Origin of the sequence: Paracnuella aquatica (assembly GCF_003332885.2) — a bacterium.
GTDB lineage: Bacteria > Bacteroidota > Bacteroidia > Chitinophagales > Chitinophagaceae > Flavisolibacter > Flavisolibacter aquaticus.
The window spans coordinates 164,996-187,266 of the sequence record NZ_QOWJ01000006.1 but is presented as its reverse complement, the minus strand read 5'-3'; the positions used below and the strand labels follow the sequence as shown (position 1 = coordinate 187,266).

Here is a 22,271-nt window from a genome sequence, read left to right as displayed (position 1 = left end):
AGCTCAGGAGGTCAATGGAGATGCCGAAACAAGTTGGGAATGACCTATACTTTTCAACAGGATGCAACATTAAATGCGCTTGGAGTAAATGCAGTGAAAAACAAAAAGCCACCCCGTGGGGTGGCTTTTCTATTGTGTCCTTTGCGTCGTTATTTGATCAATTTTACCTGTTGCTTTTTTCCATCCACTTCGGCCAGCAGCACATACATGCCTTTTGCAAATGGTTGCACCAGGTTGGCCGGGAGCACATTGCTGCCCTTTTGTACCTGCACTGTTTGGCGAGTTACCACCTGGCCTTTACCATCTACCACCACTAGTTGCACTTTTTGTGCCTGGCGGGCTTCCAGAACAATTACGGAAGCGGGTGTAACCGGGTTGGGATAAACCTGCAGTGCAGCCGGAGCAGCCGCGTTGTTGGCCCGCACCATTACCGTGGTGCTGTACATGGCTTTGCCATCAATATCAACCTGGCGGATGCGGTAGTAACGGGCCTGTTGTGCAGGTGATGCATCAACAAAGCTGTAGCTGTTTTCGGTTGTGCCTACCTGTTGGTATGCCACTGTACCTATTTTTTCAAAACGGCTTCCGTTGAAGCTGCGTTCCACTTCGTAGTGCAGCACATTTTGCTCTTCGGCTACCTGCCATTCAACCAGCGTACCGTTGCTGCGTTGTGCCGCCCGCACCGATACAAAACGAACCGGGAGTGCCTGTGCACTAAGGCTGAAGGCACTGTTGCGCCAGTCGCGTTCGGTGAATGAAGTTAGCGTACGCTGCGCGGTACTGAGGCCACCGGTGCCATTTCCAAATCCGGCAATGGTAACATTGGGCCCAACTGCATTGTCAAAGAAATCGAGCAGGCCGTCGCCATCGGTATCCAACGTAGTGTTGATGCCGGATAGGTCATCGGCACGAGCATTTTTGTTCAGGTCATTGCCTTCAATGCGGTCCGGGTCGCCATCGTTGTCGCTATCGGAGTCTAAATAATCGGGCTCATCGGTTAAATCGTGATTGTTGGGTGTAATGCCGTTGTTGGCACCACCACCAAAAGCTGCGTTGTTATTGTCGTAACGGCTGTCGATACCATCGCTATCGGGGTCGGTTACAAGCGGAGCCACATAGGTTTCTGTTGGTTGTCCTTCCACGTTATCAGTTATACCATCATCATCACTATCGATGTCGAGGTAGTTAGGCTTTCCTGTACCATCAGTATTGGTTAAGTTAAGTCCGCTTAATGCATCAATGGCATCGCTCCATCCATCTTTATTGACATCTGCATATCCTGCGTCATCGTTGAGCACACCATTGTTGTTGATATCGCCAGCTAAACCGCTCTCACGGGTATCCAGGATGCCATCGCCATCGCTGTCGAGGTCGCGGAAGTTGGGCAAACCGTCGCCGTCGAAGTCGGCAGCAGCCAAACCGGTTGCGCCAGCCGAATCGCGCAGGCCATCGCCATTGGCATCGGTGGTATTATCAATTTTACCATCATTGTCTGCATCCAACCCACCGGCTTCCACAACATCAGGAATGCCGTCGTTATCAGAATCCAGGTCGAAGGCATTGATGATGCCATCACCATCGCTATCAATTGAGCCTCCTTCAACGACATCGGTTATGCCATCATTATCGTCATCAATGTCTGTGGTATCCGGAATGCCGTCACCATCATTGTCGGCAACTTCTCTCCAATCCCGCTCAGGGGTGGCTGGCTTATCCATGTTGGGGTAGCTTGCCGGTGTAGTGCCGTTGGTTGAATTAAATCCTACTACATTGTCGTATTCATTAAGCAAGCCATCGCCATCAGTATCGGTGGTACCCACGTAAGCCTTTTCGGTTCCATCTATTACTTTGTTGCCGTTGGTATCCCATCCTTCCAGCCGGTCGCCATAGCCATCGTTATCGCTATCCAGGTCCAGGTAATCGGCTACATCCGCACCATCCGTGTTTACGGGTGTAAGACCCGTTGCACCAAATACCGAGTTGACGTCGTATGCATTGTCCACACCATCACCATCAGTATCGGTACCCGAAGGTGCTAAATATCCTGCAGTAGTTTGTGCTTCGATAGTATCAACAATACCATCATTATCCGAATCAATATCCAAGTAATTGGGTTTGCCGTCACCATCAGTATCCAGCCGTCCTTCCACACTGTCTAGAATACCATCATCATCGGAATCCAGATCAAGCATGTTGATCAGGCCTTTGCCATCAAAGTTGTCGCCGGTTGAATATACAGTGGGCAGTTTGATTGTTGCATCTGGCGTGCTGCTTGTGATCAATCCCGTACCGAGTGCTGCACCATTAGTGTTGTTTACCGGGTCGTATGTGTCTACAAAACCATCTTTGTCAACATCGGTTGTTGCATCTACTTTTCCATCGTTGTTGCTGTCGGTGCCGCCTTGTTCAATGATGTCGAAAATGCCATCATTATCACTATCAATATCCAGGTAGTTAGCAATGCCGTCGCCATCAAAGTCGAACACCAAACCGCCAGCAGTTGCACCATTTACATCCAGCGTTCTCAGGTTGATACCTCCTGCAACTGTAGGATCATAAGCATCTGTCCAGCCATTTTTATTGGCATCGGTTGCCCCATCAATTCGGCCGTCGCCATTGGCATCTACACCGCCTTGTTCAATCAGGTCCGGAATACCATCGTTGTCGCTATCGAGGTCCAGGAAGTTTGGCTGGGTATCGCCATCGGCGTTGGCTGTACCTAATGCCGTACCGCCGTTATTTGGATCGTAGGCATTGGCAAGTCCATCGCCATCGGTATCAGCAAAAGCGCCATCTACACGGCCGTTAAAGTCCGCATCGACGCCGCCTGTCTCAATAATATCAGGAATGCCATCATTGTCTGAGTCTAAGTCCAGGGAATTGATGATGCCGTCCCGGTCAAAGTCGAATACATCGGAAATGCCATCGTTATTTGCGTCAACAAATGCAGGTACGGATCCGCCGGGTATTCTATCGGTATAGTTAGGAATGCCATCGTTATCGGCATCGCCCAATGGATCTATGCCGCCCGATTCGGCCAGATCGGAAATACCGTCGTTATCATCGTCCGTATCGGTACCATCCGGAAGCGGATCGCCATCTGTGTTGATTGTTTCTCTCCAGTCGCGTTCCGGAGTGCCCGGCAAAACCATGTTGGGATAGCTGGCTGGCGCAATAGTAGTGACTGGATTATAGCCGGTAGCAGTATCGTATTCATCCAACAGGCCGTCGCCATCCGAATCAGTAGTACCTACGTAGGCTTTTTCAGTGCCATTGATGTTTCTGTTTCCATCGGTGTCCCAACCTTCCAGGCGGTCGCCAAAGCCATCGTTATCCGAATCCAGATCCAGGTAATCGGCAACATCAGTCCCGTCGGTATTTACCGGTACAATGCCCGGTCCACCAAATGCGCTGTTCGTATCATACGCATTACTAATGCCATCGCCATCGGTATCGCCACTGACAGGAGCAATGAATCCAGTTGTGGATTGGGCTTCTACATTATCCAGTATGCCGTCGTCATCGGCATCAATATCCAGATAATTGGCGCCGCCTCTTCCGTCTGTATTGGTCAAAGAAATACCTGCCAGGTTGTCTACTGCATCGGCCCAACCATCACTATTGGCATCAGCAAAACCTGTATCGCCAGAGCCGATGGTGCCACTGTTGTTTGTATCGTAATTATTGAAACCAGCTTCGCGGTTGTCAACAATTCCGTCGCCATCGCTGTCGAGGTCGCGGAAGTTGGGCAAACCATCGCCGTCAAAATCAGCGGGCGTCAATCCGTTAGCACCGGCTGCATCGCGCAGACCATCCCCATTCGTATCGGTGATATTGTCAATTTTACCATCGTTGTTGGTATCGGTGCCGCCTGCTTCTAAAATATCAGGGATACCGTCGTTATCACTATCAAGATCCTCAGAGTTGATAATACCATCAACATCGGTATCGAAAAAATCATTGATTCCGTCGCCATTGGCATCACGCCAAGCTGGTACTCCAGTTCCGGGAATAGTATCAAATAAGTTAGGTATACCGTCATTATCGGCATCTCCAAACGGATCGGTGCCGCCATATTCGGTTGCGTTAACGATGCCATCGTCATCAGCATCGATGTCGCAGATGGCATTCAAAGGTAACGCTGTCACAGGTACATTTTGTATGAACCTGCCCCCTGCGCCGGGAGTTGCTCCAAAAGCATCTTTTGTAGAAATCGTTGTTCCATTAGCTCCGCCTGCTACTGAACTGGCACTGTTCACTGCAGCATTGGAATAGATAACACCACCACCACCGCCGCCGCCAGGGCCATGCCGGTCGGCAAGAGCAGTTCTTGAAGGCCAGGCGTTTCCACCAGTACCGCCTATAGCTTGTACAGTAACGCCCGACAAACCACTAGTAGTAGTTGCACTAATATAAACCGTGCCCCCGGCACCGCCGCCGCCGGCACCATCCTGCTCTACCTGCCGGGTAGACTCACCATTGGCATTGATGATACCTGTGCCACTAATCGAGCCTGCATTGATCATTACCAGGCCACCACCTACGCCGCCACTGCTAGCTATCCCCGTAGAGCCACCTGTTGGTGTGCCCGACCCGTCATTTGTTGAGCCGGCCCCACCGCCGCCACCCATGATGAGGCGGGCAGAATTTGTAATCGCCACACCTCCGAAACCGCCGGTAGTAAGGCCGCTGCTCCAGGCATTGCCACCACGGCCACCGAAGCCACCATTACCACCACCACCGCCGCCGGCATTTTGCGAATTGCTTGCAGGTAAACCGTCTGTGCCGCCACCGCCAGCATTACCGGGAGCACCCATAGCATTACTGCCGTTTGGATAGGTTTCGGCCCCAGCATCGGTGGCGGTTATTGCACCTGCGGTAACTGTAAATCGGGGAGCTCCGGCAATGCCTTCTCCCTTTGAACCATGTGCCAGAGAGTTTGCCCGGAAATCGCCATTGGTAGGGCCTGTACTGCTGGAATACTGGCGGCCCGCACCACCGCGAAAGCCTTTAGCGCTAACATTTACAAAAGTTCCATTCACTGTCATATTACCTACAACATCAAACGCTACAACACCACCGGTGCTACCGTTCCAGGCGGCAGCTGTAATATTGGCACCAGTATTAAAGATGAGGCTTGAAAAACGGGGAACCCGCACTACCTGAAACCGGTATTGGCCGGCAGTAGTAGTTGCGCTGGCATTGGTATAGCCATTGGCTAACACACGGGTAAGGTATAGTGTACCGCCGCCAACAGGAACGCTACTTGCGGCTATTGCCAACTCGTAAGTTCCTGCAACCGAAGATGTGAAGCCGGAAGCCGTAGCACTTACAACGCCATCACCGTAAGCATCGGTATTGGTGGAGTTGATTTCGGAGCCCTGTACCTGTATGATCATCACCACATCGCCCTTTGCAATAGGAGTGGCACTGCCGGTAGCGGTACCAAGCGATAAGCTTTTGATGCCTGCGTTTGCTGTTGCCATGCCGGGGTAGTAAGTATTAACCACCAGATTGGCTGTGGTTACCGTGAATACGCCGGGATTACATTGTGCCCAAACAAACTGGCAAAACATCAAACACAGTAAGCTTACAACTACTGACTTTGCAGGAAAGGTTGGCTTTTTGGTGCCGGCGGAATCATGCCTTTGTATGGCGAGAAGAAAGCTTGTAGAGAAATGAGAAATGATACGCGGAAACAGGCTACCAAAACGGTGCAAATAATACGAAAACATAGTGTAGCGGTTGGCTTCTATTTTTAACAGGATTTGGATTTGCAACAACAAAGTAAGGGGCTACACTTATGATAAAATATGGGGCAAACGGTATTATCGCCGAAGGCGGTTAAACTTACGGTTGAGGCATAAAAAAAGGCGGTCAAAAAGACCGCCTTTCGGAATATACTAAACTGTTTTACTTGAATTGAGCTGCAAGGTTCTGCGCCAGTTCGGTCATTTTTTTCAGACCATCTTCAGGCAGGTTTCCTTTTTTGAACTCGGCCAGTACCTCAGGCAGTTTGTTTTCCATTTCCAGCAGGAACTGTTCTTCAAACTCCTTTACGCGGCGTACAGGCACATCGCGGAGCAGACCTTGGGTACCGAGGTAAATGATCGCTACCTGCTTTTCAACAGGCACCGGAGAATATTGTGGCTGCTTCAGTATTTCCACGTTGCGGGCACCCTTATCAATTACCGACTTGGTTGCCGCATCGAGGTCGCCACCAAATTTAGAGAAGGCTTCCAACTCGCGGTAAAGTGCCTGGTCCAGTTTCAGCGTACCGGCCACTTTTTTCATCGACTTGATCTGTGCGTTACCACCTACGCGGCTTACCGAGATACCTACGTTAATGGCAGGACGGATACCAGCGTTGAACAGGTTACCTTCCAGGAAGATCTGTCCGTCGGTGATCGAGATCACGTTGGTGGGGATATAAGCCGATACGTCACCAGCCTGCGTTTCAATGATGGGCAGCGCCGTCAGCGAGCCACCACCTTTTACCAGGTGCCGGATGCTTTCGGGCAGGTCGTTCATTTGCTTGGCCACTTCATCGTTGCCAATTACTTTGGCGGCACGCTCCAGCAGGCGGCTGTGCAGGTAAAATACGTCACCGGGATAAGCTTCGCGGCCTGGCGGGCGGCGCAGCAGCAGCGATACCTCGCGGTAAGCCACAGCCTGCTTCGACAGGTCATCGTAAATGATCAGTGCCGGGCGTCCGGTATCGCGGAAAAACTCACCGATGGCTGCACCCGAAAACGGAGCATAGAACTGCAACGGAGCGGGATCGGAAGCCGAAGCGGCAACGATAATGGTATAATCCATAGCACCGGCATCCTGCAGGTTTTTCATTACACCTGCAATGGTGGAGGCCTTCTGGCCAATGGCTACGTATATGCAGTAAACAGGATTTCCTGCCTGGAAAAACTCCTTCTGGTTGATGATGGTGTCGATGGCGATGGCGGTTTTACCCGTTTGGCGGTCGCCAATGATCAGCTCACGCTGGCCACGGCCGATAGGGATCATCGCATCAATGGCCTTAACACCGGTTTGCAGCGGCTCTTTTACCGGCTCGCGGAAAATTACACCGGGCGCCTTGCGTTCAATAGGCATTTCGTAACGTTCGCCTGCAATGGGGCCTTTGCCGTCGATCGGCTCGCCCAGGGTATTTACCACGCGGCCTACCATACCATCGCCCACTTTAATGGAAGCGATCTGGCCGGTACGGCGCACTTTCGAACCCTCCTGGATGGCGCCCATTTCGCCCATCAGTACCACACCCACGTTGTCTTCCTCGAGGTTGAGGGCAATGGCGCGAACGCCGTTTTCAAATTCTACCAGTTCACCGGCGCGAACATTGCCCAGTCCATATACACGGGCAATACCATCACCTACCTGCAGTACCGTACCTACTTCTTCCAGGTCAGCAGCAGCGTTGAAGTTGCTCAACTGCTGGCGCAGTATGGCACTTATTTCATCTGGTTTTATCTCTACCATATAATTGGTTTGTCTTGATTTGCGGAACTTGCTGGGTGGGCAAAAGGCCGGGCCATTACCCTCCAATTTTCAGGGTGCAAAAGTAGGCCTTCGCATCCGACTAACAAAAAAGAGATTTGTTTTTAACCGGCTTGTCAGCCGTCCGTTTAAAGTTTTATCATTTTGCCCCCTACGCCGCTATTGCACTACCAGTTTTTGCACCCATTTGGCCGCTCCGCTGCGCACCTCCACCAGGTACAATCCCGGTGTCAGCGCCTTCAGGTCGAGGCGGTGGCGGGTGCCCGCTGGCAGTGCCGCCCAATGCCGAACGGTTATGCCGCGGCCATCGGTAATCCACACACTGGCGCCTGCGGCTGGGGTGGGCAGGGTTATTTCGGTAAAACCGATTGCAGGGTTCGGCGCCAACGTCAAACCGCTGGTTGTGCTATCCAGCCGGGCAGTGCGATGGGGTGAAAATGAATACCGGCCATCCATATCCATCTGCCGCAGCCGGTAGGTGTACAACACGCCGGGTTGTACAGTTGCATCTACATACCCATACTGCGCCGATGTTGCGCCGCTTGCAGGTACCCAGGCCAGTTGTTCAAATGCAACGCCGCCACTGCTGCGCTCCACCCAAAAGCCCTTGTTGTCCTGTTCACTTTCGGTTTGCCAGTGCAGCTTGATGGCTGTGCCGTTGGGTTGGGCTTCAAAATGCACCAGCCGCACAGGCAGCACCGAGGCCTGCGATACCAGCATGAATTGCGAAAAGCCGGTAAAGTTGCCCGTAAAAGAATAGTAGCCACCCATAGCCGATCGGTCTTCCATCACCGGCGTGACCAGTTGTGCATCCGCCTCGTCAATCGGCATATTCAAATCTGCGCCTTCATTTATTTTCAGCAGCTTCAGGTTGCCTAATTCCGCCGCAGGCCAGGCGGCCAGTTCGGCAGCGGTAAAATAAAAAGTAGCAGTATAAGCCGTGGTGCTGTTGGGCACAGCAGGTTTTAAAGCAATAACCTTGGCACTGCGCAGGTACGATTTACCGCCTACCTGGATGGGTGCTGCACCAGCCCCGCTTTGTGCTAAACCAGCACTCAGGCATTCTACTTTTGTACCGGCGTTGGCAATGCGGGCCACCAGGTTTTTGCCGCCATCCGTAGCGATGTACGACACGGCATTGCCCTGCACAATATTTACCGTGTTGGTGCGGCCAGTGGTCGTTTCCACCGAAGCGCCTGCCCGGGTGGCCACCACCACTACATCATCTACCAGTAGGGGTTTGCCGTTTCCGGCAAATGCATCATTGAGCCAGCGGAGGGCCAGGTAAACGGTGGGTTTATTTTCCAACGTTGCCGGCAATGCCGCTGCAAACTGGGCCACATTGGCACCGTCGCCAAAAAGCACAAAAGGCATTTGTGTTGCGGGGTCGGTCAACAGGGTAAAACTGCTGCCATTGGTGCTGTACATTACCTGGGCGTAATCCCAGATTTCGGCGCTGCTGGTGCCGATGGCGTCAAACTCGCCGCCCACTTTATAATTAAACGACAGCCGGATGTTTTTTAAACCGGTGGTATTGATTGCCGGCAGCAGCAGCAGCCGGTTGGTGGGGTTATTGGTATCATAGGCAAAACCCTGGGTGGTGGCAGTGGCGTTGGAAATATAAGCGGCCCTACCGTTGATGCCCGCACCGCCATTGGCACCAATCATCCAGCGGTTTACCGATCCGCTATTGCTAAATGCAAGACCGGCCTGCCAACCGGCAGGGAAGGCGGTGCCCACTGGGCTGTTTTCAAAATTTTCCGCCACAAGCGTTACATCGGCAATGGGCGTAGCGGCAATGGACTGCGGTGCACCATCATCATTTTTCAGGTAAATAGTATGCTGGAAATTGTTGCCGCTTACGGCCGCATCGCCGCCATTGCTGTTTACCGTGTAGTTCAGGATGATTGTTTTGTCGGTGCCCGGCGTGGCGTTGTTTTTCAGGTAAATGTTGAGCGTAGCTACACCCGCTGAGTTAAAAGGCAGTTTCGTTTGGGCAACGGTGTAATCAACATTTTGCACGGCAGTGCCGCCAAAACTGAAAGCGATTTCCGCCGGTTTACTCGGTGCTGCACCCAGCTTTAATTGAATCGGCACATGCGTATCGGCGCAGTTGCCGGCAAGCCCTGCGCCTTCGCTAACGGTAGTAGCAATGGTTTCAAACTCCACCACTGGTAAACACGATGCGGTGCCGCCCACGCCTACTGCAAACCAGGCATTGGTTACCTGCACCACTTCGTTGGAGCAGGCGCCATACAAAAAGGCCGCTACGGCAATGGAAGTTTCCCTCGCATCGGCAAAAGTGGAATTGGGTGTCAGGGTCAGTTCGGTGAGGTAGGCAATATCTTGCGATTTCCCAAAACCCAGCCCCGACACCGCGTATCGGCTGCCCAAATCATTCACGCCGTTTTCGCCCTGTGTAATGATGTAAAACCATTTGTTGAGCACGCTGCTGTTGATGTGTACCCCGCAATAATCGTTCGTCTGATCGTTGGGGTTGGTACATCCACCCAGCGCCACCGTCCACCAATTGTTGCCGCCATATGTATCGGGGTAGCCATATGCATTGGGGTTTTGCATGGTGCGCAGCCCGTAGCCATCAGCGGTCAGCTCTTCACCCACCAGCCAGGGAGCCTTTCCCAGGTTGGCGTAAGCCTCTATACAAGCCGACCAGATATCGGAAAAACCCTCGTTGAGGGCGCCTGATTCGCGGCGATACACCAGATCGGCGGTGTACTGGCAAATGGCATGGCCCAGTTCGTGTGCCGATACATCCAGCGCCGCCAGGGGCTTAAAGCCATTGGCATTGGCCACCGCACCACTGCCATCGGTGCTGTAATACGAGCCATCGCCGTAATACATGGCGTAGCCATCCCAAAAAGCATTGTCGAAACCGCTATTGGGTGCACCCGGTGCCCGCACATGCAAAAAGCTGAACATCGCACTGGTATCATTGTCAAAACTGATGCGGTTGTGCACCGTTGCCCAGTAATCCGAAATGTATTGCATGGCCACGTGCACATCCAAGGCCGCATCGTCGTAGTTAAAGCTGTGCTCCGCCGAAGTCCAGTTGTTATCGTCGTCTACAAAATGCGTGTTGTAGGCGGTGTTGAAATTTGCACCATAATGATCATAAGAAAGCCGGCTGTGGTTGAGGGTAACAATGCCGTGGCTGTTGCGGGCCTGCTGCAGCCGGAACGGTTTGCCCGGCACGGTGCTGCCGTTGTCGGTTACCAATGCCATATTGCCCGAGTAACGCGTAGCTGCACTGCCCGTGCTGTTCACCGGCGGCAGCGGCGATTGCTCTTTTGCCTGCGGCGCACCTGCACCATGTTGATGGCCGTCGCCATCCAGGTGTTTGATGAGCGGATTGCGCAGCAGCAGCTTTCCGTTGTGTGCATCTACATACACCAGCGACCGGGAAAAAGGCTGCAGGGCGGTTATTTCAAAACGGTACGCCAGGCGCAGGGTGCCGGTGTCCTGTACAAAATCTTCAATGATCACCAATGTACCCACGGGCTTTTTGCCGGCGCTGTCGTGCCAAGCATAACGGGTAGCACCAACATGGGCGGCGGCCCGCTCCAAAGCTGCAGCCATGGTAAGCGACGGCGTGGTGCCAAAATTATCGGGGATGGGGTAAAATTCCAGTTGCACAGCCGCGAGCCTTCCGCCTTTGCCCGAAAGGTGCACGGTGCCATGTTCCACTGCGATGCCTTTGTAATACTGCCGCAGTTTTTCTACCGTAGCCCCGGAACGGTGCTGCACCGGTTTGCCTTTTGGTGTCAGGTCGTCTTTGCCGGGGCGCAGCCCCAGTTCTTTTGCAACCCATGCCCTACCATTGGCCTGTGGCGGGCGTTCGCTTTCCGAAAAGGAAATGGTGCTGCGGTTGGGGCCGGAAAGCTTTACCTGCCAGCCTTTTGCTTTGCCTTCTTTTTTCCATCTTTTTTCCAGGGCCTGCAATGATGGCTGTGCGTGGGCAGCATGGAAAAGGCAAAGAGCCGTTAACAGGATTAATATTCGAAACATGGAGGCGTGCAGTTTATTTAGGATTGGATCGGGAGCAGTTGGGGCAGATCAATGCCGCAAACAAGCAGCTGTGTGTTTATTAAAACGGGGAGGTGCACCTACATGCGGTGCAACGGAGAGGATCGGCGCAAAGCGGGCCGGGTACAGCGTTTTCATTTGCGGATTGGATTGAATACAAAAGTAATGGCTCTTAAATTTTTATGATATGGTATTTACCCCTAGCGGGTTAAAAAAGAAAGCGGCAATGCCGCTTTCTTAAATATCAACTTTTTAAACAAAATAAATAAATCACTATCCTCCCTTCTGTCAACTCCCCACTATCATCCATCATCTCGCCTAGTCCTTCATATTCATCAAATCAATCATCAGGTTAAAAGAATCCATCGAAGTACGGTTATTGAGCTTGAAAGGTTTCACCACATAGCCCGAAACGCCGAGTGCTTTGGCAGCCTCTTTATCAATACGGTCTTCCGATGTAGTGATGATAAAGCACTTAAGTTTTTTCCATTCTTCGCTATTGCGAACAATGCTCAAAAACTCCAGCCCATTCATTTTGGGCATGTTGATGTCGATAAGCACAATATCGGGACCTTTTTCGCCATCGCGGCGCATTTGCTCCAAAAGTGCCAGGCCGTCTTCGCCGTTTTTGGCCACCTGCAGCCGGTACAGGATGTTCATTTTATCGAGGGTACGCTGAATGTCAATGATGTCCAGGCTATCGTCTTCCAACAACAATATGTGCACAACCTTCATGATGCATTTTATTTTGACCAGGTGAATGAAAAAACAGAGCCTTTGCCCGGCTCCGAACTTATGATGATCTCTTCCTTTTTTGCGTCGAGTATTTTTTTAACAATAGCCAGGCCAACACCGGTGCTTTCCAGCGAATCGCGGTCCTGCAGGGTTTGAAAAATACCAAAGATTTTTTGGTGGTAATGCTGCGCAATCCCGGGCCCGTTGTCTTCCACAAAAAACTGGTGGTACCCCGAAAACTCCCGGTGGTACACTTTGATATAGCCATCCGGCTTGTCGTGGTATTTCAGCGCATTGCCCAGCAGGTTGGCAAAAACCTGGAACAGCGGGTATTTATCGGTATGGATCACGGGCAGGCCAGTGGCCAGCTCCAGCCGGATGCCGGGCTGCGGCGCCAGGGTATCGTACACCTCCTGCACCAGCATGCCCACGTCCACGGCCTCTTTCTGGCTTACCTCGCTGCCTGTGCGGGCATAGGTTAAAATGCCGTGGATCAGCGCTTCGCCGCGGCGTACCCGTCCTTTGATGGTTTGCAGGTACTGGGCCACCTTGGGCGAAATTTCGGTGCTGTGGTCTTCTTCGATCCAGGTAATCACGTTGTCGATGCCGCGCAGCGGACCTTTCAGATCGTGCGACACCACGTGGGCAAACTGGTCCAGCTCTTCGTTCTTTCGTTTTAGCTGTGTAATGCTTTCTGACAACACCTGCGCCATATGGTTGAGGGCACGGGCCAGGCGGCTCAATTCATCACTACCCGTATCTTTTGTTTGTACCTGGTAATTGCCCTGCGCAATGGTATCGGCCATGCGCACCATTTTCATGATGCGCCGCGAAATGCTGTAGGCCAACAGCCAGGCAATAAAAAAGCCCACAATTACGGAAAGCGAGGTAAACGTAAACGAAAGAATTCGAGTGCTGCGCAGGTCCTCGGCCAGTTCGGCAATGCGCACTTCACGGGCATTGTACTCGTAGTTACTGAACTGTTTGAACCGCTCCTGCAGGCTGTCGTTGAGGCCTTTTTCCTCGCCATTCACCATTTTTTCGAGGTACAGCTTGTTGTAAGCCGCCATGCTGCCGGCCGACTGTGCCGATTGCTGTTTGGCCCGCTTCAGCGGGTACGCGTAGTTGTTCACCCAGTCGTTGTTGAGTGCCACAATCCGCTGCAGCCGCTGCTTTTGAATATCACCTTCCGGTATCAGCATGGCCAGTTCTTTGAGGATGGTAGCATTTTCGTTTGCAGCCGAATCGAACGCCTGGAAAAAATAAGGGTCGGCGTTGAGTAAATAGCCGCGGAGGTTGCCCTGCATGCTCAGCACATTGCGCTGAAAACGGCTGGAGTTGCGCACTACCGTGCTCGACCGCAGTAGGAAGTCGGCATTGTCTTTTACATCAATCGACAGGCGGAAATTGAGGTAGGTGGTCAGCGAAAACAGCAGCAGTATGAACAGGAAACTAAAGAAAATATATTGCGATATTTTCATGGTCAAAGGGGTATAAAGGTGTATGCCGGGTGTAGCCGCGAAGAAAAGGAATTTTACCTAAGTGGCGAGGGAGAGATGATTGATGAAGGATGATGGATGATGGATGGTGGTGGGGAGTTGATAGTTGACAGTTGATAGTTAGAGAACTGGCAAACGATGCTGGCAGTGGCTAAAAGAGGAGCGGCATTTTTTAGCGCAAATAAAGTTTCAGCAATTAATAAAGCGGTTTTCAGTGAGCCGTGCTGCCACACTCCTGCTGAGCAAAATGCATCAGCCTAAAGTCTATCGTCTAAAATCTACAATCTTCTTTTTCCCCCTAAGCACAAAACTTCAAAATATCCCGGATCAGGGCTTCCAGTTCGATATAGCTCGATGGCTTGGTAAAATAGCCCTGGGCGCCCCGCTCCATGCAGGAAGCTTTGTAATAAGGCGAGGAGGAAGTGCTCAACACTACTTTTGGAATACCCTCGTAGCGTTGGTGGCGGGCCAGTGTTTCCAGCACTTCGGCGCCGTTCAGTTCGGGCATATTGTAATCCAGGATCAACAGGTGCGGCAATGAACCATCGGGGCAGGCCTCCAGGGCCTTGATTGCTTTCAGCCCGCTCGATACCAGCACCACCTCTACAGAAGGGTCTACCTCTTGCATGGTTTCTTTCAAAATCTCCTGGTCGTCACGGTCATCTTCGGCAATCAGCACACGCAGCGGGGCAGCAGTATCTCCTGGTTTTTGTAACACTATGGGTTTTTCTTGAGGGTTAAAAGTAGGCGCTTTTGTTGAGGTTTTACCCAAACTTTAGCCCCTTTACGTTTAAACCAAAGCTTTGCTTTTCCACGCATGCAAACTTTTTTTTACAAAACTGTTTTTATGTAGGTTTGGCTGTTACAATCACACCCTCAATGAGTACCATTAACGAAAATGCAGGTGCTGCCTCCGGCACGCCATTGCCTATAACAGTGCCCGATGTTGCGGCCACCGATGCAGCCCTGCCTGCAGATAAAAATCCCATTTTAAAGGAAGAGCTGATCAAAGCGGCGCTTACTGAAGACCTGGACAGTGGCATCGACAGCCGTGAGTTGCTGCGGGTGCTTTCGGAGGTGAAAAACGGCAACTTCAATGTGCGGATGCCCGTGGACCGGGTAGGCATCAGCGGAAAGATCTGCGATACCCTCAACGAGATCATTGCCCTCAACGAAATATTCATGCTGGAGCTTTCCGATGCCAACAAAACCATCGGCAAGGAAGGCAACCTTACCCACCGGGTAGAAATCCCGAAAAACAGCCGCGGCGCCTGGCGCACCGGTGTCGATTCGGTTAACTCACTCATCTCCGACCTCGTGCACCCCACCATTGAAATTGCCGCGGTAATTTCTTCGGTGGCCAAGGGCAACCTGTCGGAAGAAATGCCGCTGCAGATCGGCGACCACCGCCTGCAGGGCGAATTTGCCCGGATTGCCCGCGAGGTAAACGACATGGTAAAACAGCTCAACCTGTTTTCGATGGAGGTAACCCGTGTGGCCCGCGAGGTAGGCTCCGAAGGTAAACTGGGCGGACAAGCCCGGGTAAAGGGCGTGGCCGGTGTGTGGAAAGACCTGACCGACTCGGTAAACGGTATGGCCGGTAACCTGACTACGCAGGTACGCTCCATTGCGGAAGTGACTACGGCTGTGGCAAAAGGTGACCTCTCTAAGAAAATTACGGTAGATGCCCAAGGGGAAATCCTGCAGCTGAAAAACACCATCAACACGATGGTGGACCAGCTCAACTCATTTTCCTCAGAAGTAACGAGGGTGGCCCTTGAAGTGGGTACGGAGGGAAAGCTGGGCGGACAGGCCAAAGTGCCTGGAGTAGCCGGCACCTGGAAGAACCTGACCGACTCGGTAAACGGTATGGCCTCCAACCTTACGAACCAGGTGCGGAACATTGCGGAGGTAACGACCGCGGTGGCCAACGGTGACCTTTCTAAAAAAATTACGGTGGACGTTCGCGGCGAAATGTTGCAGCTCAAAAACACCATCAATACGATGGTGGATCAGCTGAACTCCTTCTCTGCGGAAGTTACCCGTGTGGCAAGGGAAGTAGGCTCCGATGGTAAACTGGGTGGACAGGCTACGGTAAAAGGCGTGGGAGGCGTTTGGAAGGATCTGACCGACAACGTAAACCAGTTGGCCGGTAACCTTACCGTTCAGCTTCGCGACGTATCGAAGGTAGCAACGGCCATTGCCAACGGCGACTTGACCCAAAAAATTACCGTGGATGTAAAAGGCGAGATACTCCAGATCAAGGATGTGATCAACACCATGGTGGACCAGTTGAACTCCTTTGCATCCGAAGTAACCCGTGTGGCCCTCGAAGTAGGGTCAGAAGGTAAACTGGGTGGACAAGCCAAGGTGCAGGGTGTAGGTGGTGTATGGAAAGACCTGACCGACAACGTAAACCAGTTGGCTGGTAACCTCACCACGCAGGTGCGCTCCATTGCAGAAGTAACCACCGCTGTGGCAAAAGGTGACCTGTCTAAAAAAATTACGGTAGATGCCCAGGGCGAGATCCTGGAATTGAAGAATACGATCAACACGATGGTGGATCAGCTCAACTCCTTCTCCGCCGAGGTGACCCGTGTAGCACTTGAAGTAGGAACAGAAGGAAAGCTCGGTGGGCAGGCAAAAGTGCAGGGTGTGGGAGGTACTTGGAAGGATCTGACCGACTCGGTGAACGGTATGGCCTCGAACTTAACCGGCCAGGTGCGAAACATCGCTGAGGTAACCACTGCGGTGGCGAAAGGCGACCTTTCCCGTAAGATCACGGTAGACGTTCGCGGCGAAATGTTGCAGCTGAAGAACACCATCAACACGATGGTGGATCAGTTGAATTCATTCGGTTCGGAAGTATTCAGGGTAGCCCGTGAAGTAGGTACCGATGGTAAACTCGGTGGACAGGCCGACGTACCGGGTGTGGAAGGCCTCTGGAAAGATTTGACCGATTCGGTAAATAAAATGGCCGTAAACCTGACGGCGCAGGTGCGGAACATTGCGGAAGTAACCACGGCCGTGGCCAACGGCGACCTTTCCCGCAAAATTGAGGTGGACGTAAAAGGCGAAATGCTGGAACTGAAAAACACCATCAATACGATGGTGGAACAGCTCCGCTCCTTTGCTTCGGAAGTAACCCGTGTGGCAAGGGAAGTAGGTACCGACGGTAAACTCGGTGGGCAAGCTTATGTACCTGGTGTGGGCGGCACCTGGAAGGATTTGACCGACTCGGTGAACGGTATGGCCTCGAACTTAACAGGCCAGGTGCGGAACATTGCTGAAGTGGCCATTGCGGTAGCCAATGGCGACATGAGTAAAAAGATTACCGTGGACGTTCGTGGCGAAATGCTGCAGTTAAAGGAAACGCTGAACACCATGGTGGATCAGCTCCGTGCCTTTGCATCCGAAGTAACGCGGGTAGCCCGTGAGGTGGGCACCGATGGTAAACTCGGCGGACAGGCATTTGTGCCGGGCGTTGCGGGTACTTGGAAGGATTTAACCGACTCCGTAAACCAAATGACCGGTAACCTTACCGCCCAAGTGCGGAACATTGCCGAGGTAACTAAGGCGGTGGCATCGGGTGACTTGTCGAAAAAAGTAACCATCGACGTAAAAGGCGAAATGTTTGACCTGAAAAACACCATCAACACGATGGTGGACCAGCTCAACTCCTTCGCGTTTGAGGTAACCCGTGTGGCTCGTGAGGTGGGCACGGAAGGCAAGCTGGGCGGACAGGCCGAGGTACAAGGCGTGGCCGGTACCTGGAAGGATCTGACCGACTCGGTAAACTCCATGGCCTCCAACCTCACCAACCAGGTGCGGGGAATTGCCAAGGTAGTAACTGCCGTAGCAACGGGTAATTTGAAACAAAAACTGTCGATTGTATCGCGGGGTGAAGTGGCCCAACTGACCGATACGATCAACGAAATGATTGATACGCTGGCGCTGTTTGCCGATCAGGTAACGAACGTGGCCCGCGAAGTGGGTGTAGAAGGCCGCCTCGGCGGGCAGGCATCGGTGCCGGGTGCATCGGGTATCTGGAAAAACCTGACCGAAAACGTAAACCAGCTGGCGGAAAACCTCACCATCCAGGTGCGGGCCATTTCCGAAGTGGCGCTTTCGGTAACCAAGGGCGAACTGACCCGTACCATCCGTGTGGAAGCCAAGGGCGAACTGGAAGAGCTGAAAGACACCATCAACCAGATGATTGCCAACTTGAAGGAAACCACCCTCCGCAACCAGGAGCAGGACTGGCTGAAGGGCAACCTGGCGAAATTTACGCAGATGCTGCAGGGCCAGAAAGACTTGCACACCGTAACCCGCAAGATCCTGTCTGAACTGGCACAGGTGGTAAATGCCCAGCAGGGTATGTTCTACATCTTGGAGCAGGACGAAAATTTTGAGAACCAAAAGCTCAAGCTATTTTCTGCTTATGCTTACGGCCAGGAGTTGGAAATGGCCAAAGAGTTTGGATTGGGCCAAGGCCTGATTGGGCAGGTAGCATTGGAAAAAGAACGCATTTTACTGACCAACGTTCCGAAAAATTATATCAAGATCGGTTCGGGCCTTGGCGAAGCGGCCCCAGTAAACCTGATCGTGTTGCCGGTATTGTTCGAAACCGAGATCAAGGCGGTAATCGAGCTGGCCTCGTTTGACACATTTTCCGAAACCCAGCTCGACTTCTTGGGCCAGTTGACGGATTCGATCGGTATTGTATTAAATACCATCGAAACCAACTCCCGCACCGAAGACTTGTTGGAACAATCACAGTCGCTGGCCGATGAGCTGCGCCGCACCAACGAGGAGCTGCAAGACAAGGCACACCTGCTGGTAAAACAAAAAGAAGAGGTGGAAGCCAAGAACAAGGAGGTGGAAGAAGCCCGCCGTTCGCTGGAAGAAAAAGCCGAACAGCTGCAGCTTACTTCCAAGTACAAGTCGGAGTTTTTGGCAAACATGTCGCATGAGCTGCGTACGCCGCTCAACTCGCTGCTTATTTTGGCCCAGCAACTTTTTGAAAACACCGAAGGCAACCTGACCGAAAAACAGGTGCGCTACGCCAAAACCATCCACTCTTGCGGCGATGACCTTATTCAACTCATCAACGATATCCTCGACCTGTCGAAGATCGAATCGGGTTACATTTCCACCGACTTTATCAAGGTGCGGTTCAACGAGATCACTTCGTTTGTAGAAAGCACCTTTAAACACGTATCGGAAAGCAAGAACCTGCGCTTTGGCATCGAGGTAGATAAAAACCTGCCCCATGCGCTGGAAACAGATATCCAGCGGCTGAACCAGATCCTGAAAAACCTGCTGTCCAACGCGTTTAAGTTTACCGAAAAAGGCGAGGTGAAACTCAAGGTGTACGAAGCGCACCGCAATTGGAAATCGGGCATACCCAGCCTCGATGGGGCCCGCCGCGTGGTGGCGTTTGAGATCAGGGATACGGGCATCGGCATTTCCAGGGATAAACAAAACATCATTTTCGAAGCATTCCAGCAGGCCGAAGGTTCCACTTCGCGCAAATACGGCGGCACCGGCCTGGGGCTTTCCATTTCCCGCGGCCTGGCCGACCTGCTCGGCGGCTCCATCGAGCTGCACAGCGAGCCGGGCAAAGGCAGCACGTTTACCTTGTTCCTGCCTATTGATTACAACCCCAACATGGTGAAGCGGGAAAAACAAAGCAACCTCACCATCACCGAATACAAGCTGTCCGACAGCGGCGAAAACCTGTCCATACAATCGGTGCCCACCATTAAGGTGGCCGAAACAAAGGACCTCGATGTACTCAACGAGATCATCAACGAAACCGGCGACGACCGCAACAACATTTCCTCCGATGACCGCGTGGTGCTGATTGTAGAAGACGACCTGCGTTTTGCCAAAATCATGATCGAAAAGGCACACGAACTGGCGCTGAAAGTGGTGGTGGCCACCAACTTCGGCGAAGTGTTTGAGCTGGCCAATAAATACAGCCCCATTGCCGTAACGCTGGATGTAAAACTTCCCGATGCCAGCGGCTGGCGGGTGCTCGACCTGTTTAAAAACGACATTAACTTCCGCCACATCCCGGTGCACCTGATTTCGGGTGAAGAAAACCGCCTGCTGGCCATGCAGCGCGGTGCCCGCAGCTTTAGCCTGAAGCCGCTGAAAAACGAGGCCCTGGCAGTGTTGTTCAACGACATTGACCAATACAACCAGCGCAAGCAGAAGAAAGTGCTGATTGTGGAAGACAATGAACTCGACTCATCGCAGATCGCGAAGATCCTCGACAACGGCGATGTGATTTCCATTGAAGTGGCCTCCACCGGAAAAGAAGGCCTGGAGCTGATTGCCCGGGAAATGTACGACTGCATTATTGTGGATTATATGCTGCCCGATATCAGTGGCATTGATTTTTTAACCCAGGTAAACAGCAGCAAGAAAGTGCAGCTGACCCCGGTATTGATTTACTCGGCCAAAGATTTTTCGGCACGGGAAAAAACACAGCTGAAGCAATATGCCAGCCGCATTTTGCTGAAAGATGTGGCCTCGCTGGAGCTGCTGCTGGAAGAAACCGTACTGCACCTGCACATCGACCACAAGGCACTGCTACCCGAAAAACGCAAGTTGATCGACAACCTGCGCTCCAGGGAAGATGTGCTGGCCAATAAAAATGTGCTGGTGGTGGACGACGACGTACGCAACCTGTTTGCTTTGACCACGGCTTTTGAGCGGTATGGCATCAACGCCATTACGGCCGAAAGCGGGCAGGAAGCCATCAATATCCTGGCCGATAACCGCAATATTGATATTGTGCTGATGGACATTATGATGCCCGAAATGGACGGCTACGAAACCACGCAAAAGATCCGCAGGGAACACAAAAACAACAACCTGCCCATCATTGCAGTTACGGCTAAGGCCATGAAAGGCGACCGGGAAAAATGTATTGAAGCCGGCGCTTCCGATTATATCACGAAGCCTGTAAAAATTGACCAGTTGCTTTCCCTGATGAGAGTGTGGCTGTACAAATAGGATACAAAGCAATGGAAGCAAAAAACATTAAAAAGTCGAACGTAAAAATTCTGGTGGTGGACGACCGGGAGGACAACCTCTTTTCGATCGAAACCATACTGGAGCGGGATGGCTATACGCTGGTGAAAGCAAATTCGGGGCGGGCTGCGCTGAAAATCCTGCTGCACGACCACGATTTTACCCTCATCCTGATGGATGTGCAGATGCCTAACCTCAACGGCCTGGAAACGGCTGCGCTGATCTATGAACGGGACAAGCTGAAGCATATTCCCATTATTTTCATCACGGCCAATAATTACGACGAGCACTTTATTTTCCAGGGCTACCAAACCGGTGGCGTCGATTATATCTATAAACCCATCAACCCCGAACTGCTGCGTCTGAAAGTGGGCATTTTTGTGGAGCTGTACCGCAAAACCCATGAGCTGCTGCAACAGGAAAAAAGCCTGATGGCGGCCAACATGCGGCTGGAGCAGGAAATTGAGGAGCGGCGCATTTCGGAAGAAAAAGTGCGGCTGCTGAACCAGCAGTTAATCGAGAAAAATGCGCACCTGAAATCGACGGTGGAGGAGCTGGACCGCTTTGCATATGTGGCCAGCCACGACCTGCAGGAGCCGCTCCGGAAGATCACTTTTTTCAGCGACCGTATTTCTAAAAAATACCAGGGCGCCATCTCCCCCGACCTGGACGGCGATCTGCAAAAGATCATCCGGGCATCGGAGCGGATGAACCTGCTGATCAACGACCTGTTGCAGTTTTCGAGGCAGTCGGCAGAGGCGAAGGATTTCACATTCATCAGCCTCGAAGACATTGTCCGGGATGTGCTTTCCGACCTGGAAGTGCATATTGAAAAAGCCGGCGCCAACATCGAGGTGCGCAGCCTGCCGGTGATCTGGGGCGTGCCCAGCCAGTTGCGGCAGTTGTTTCAAAACCTTATTTCCAACGCCATCAAGTTTTGCAAAAAAGACGCAACGCCGCAGGTGATCATTTATGCCGAAAAATCAAAAGGCTTTGGCCTTGAGCGGGACGGCGAACTGGCGCGGGACCGGTTTTATGAAATTCATGTAAAAGACAACGGCATTGGCTTTGACCCGCAATACGCCGAGGACATTTTCGTGATCTTCAAGCGCTTGCACTCCTACCACGATTTTGAAGGCACCGGCGTGGGTCTTTCCATTTGTAAAAAAATAGTGGAAAACCACAAAGGCATGATCCGGGCGGAAAGCCGGCCCGATGAAGGTGCTTTATTTTCGTTTTGCATCCCGGAGAAATTGGTGCGGGAAGCAGCGATGAAAGACCTTCGTCAACTGGGCCTGACCAGTTAAATGAGCTTTACTCTATTTGCATTTATTATAAAAACCGCTCCGCTCCGGCAGCGGTTTTTTATTGGGTAAAACATGGCGCTCTGAGCCAGCGCATTTACCTGCAAAAAAGAAAGGCCCCTCGAACGAGGAGCCT

The 22,271-nt window shown here is 52.2% G+C and carries 8 protein-coding genes; 2 read left to right on the top strand and 6 right to left on the bottom strand.

Annotated features, from left to right (window positions below):
* Positions 1–149: 149 nt before the first annotated feature.
* From DRJ53_RS11045 to DRJ53_RS11020, 6 genes are all read right to left on the bottom strand, one after another.
* Positions 150–5,486, bottom strand: coding sequence for a T9SS type A sorting domain-containing protein (locus tag DRJ53_RS11045; RefSeq protein WP_123893510.1), 5,337 nt, complete (start codon positions 5,484–5,486; stop codon positions 150–152).
* Between the two features lie 427 nt (positions 5,487–5,913).
* Positions 5,914–7,491, bottom strand: coding sequence for a F0F1 ATP synthase subunit alpha (gene atpA, locus DRJ53_RS11040; protein WP_114235762.1), 1,578 nt, complete (start codon positions 7,489–7,491; stop codon positions 5,914–5,916).
* Positions 7,492–7,668: 177 nt separating this feature from the next.
* Complete coding sequence (locus DRJ53_RS11035) at positions 7,669–11,535, bottom strand: M4 family metallopeptidase (protein ID WP_114235690.1); 3,867 nt, start codon at positions 11,533–11,535, stop codon at positions 7,669–7,671.
* A gap of 336 nt (positions 11,536–11,871) precedes the next feature.
* Complete coding sequence (locus DRJ53_RS11030; RefSeq protein WP_114235689.1) at positions 11,872–12,288, bottom strand: response regulator; 417 nt, start codon at positions 12,286–12,288, stop codon at positions 11,872–11,874.
* Positions 12,289–12,296: 8 nt separating this feature from the next.
* Positions 12,297–13,769, bottom strand: coding sequence for a sensor histidine kinase (locus DRJ53_RS11025; RefSeq protein ID WP_114235688.1), 1,473 nt, complete (start codon positions 13,767–13,769; stop codon positions 12,297–12,299).
* A gap of 316 nt (positions 13,770–14,085) precedes the next feature.
* Positions 14,086–14,505, bottom strand: a complete 420-nt coding sequence (locus tag DRJ53_RS11020; protein ID WP_162303855.1) for a response regulator — start codon at positions 14,503–14,505, stop codon at positions 14,086–14,088.
* Positions 14,506–14,666: 161 nt separating this feature from the next.
* On the opposite strand from DRJ53_RS11020, the gene DRJ53_RS11015 reads away from it, so the two are divergent.
* Positions 14,667–20,813 (top strand): HAMP domain-containing protein, encoded by a 6,147-nt coding sequence (locus DRJ53_RS11015; protein ID WP_114235686.1) that lies wholly within the window; start codon positions 14,667–14,669, stop codon positions 20,811–20,813.
* Between the two features lie 11 nt (positions 20,814–20,824).
* Positions 20,825–22,138, top strand: coding sequence for a sensor histidine kinase (locus tag DRJ53_RS11010; protein ID WP_114235761.1), 1,314 nt, complete (start codon positions 20,825–20,827; stop codon positions 22,136–22,138).
* The last annotated feature ends 133 nt before the right edge of the window (positions 22,139–22,271 follow it).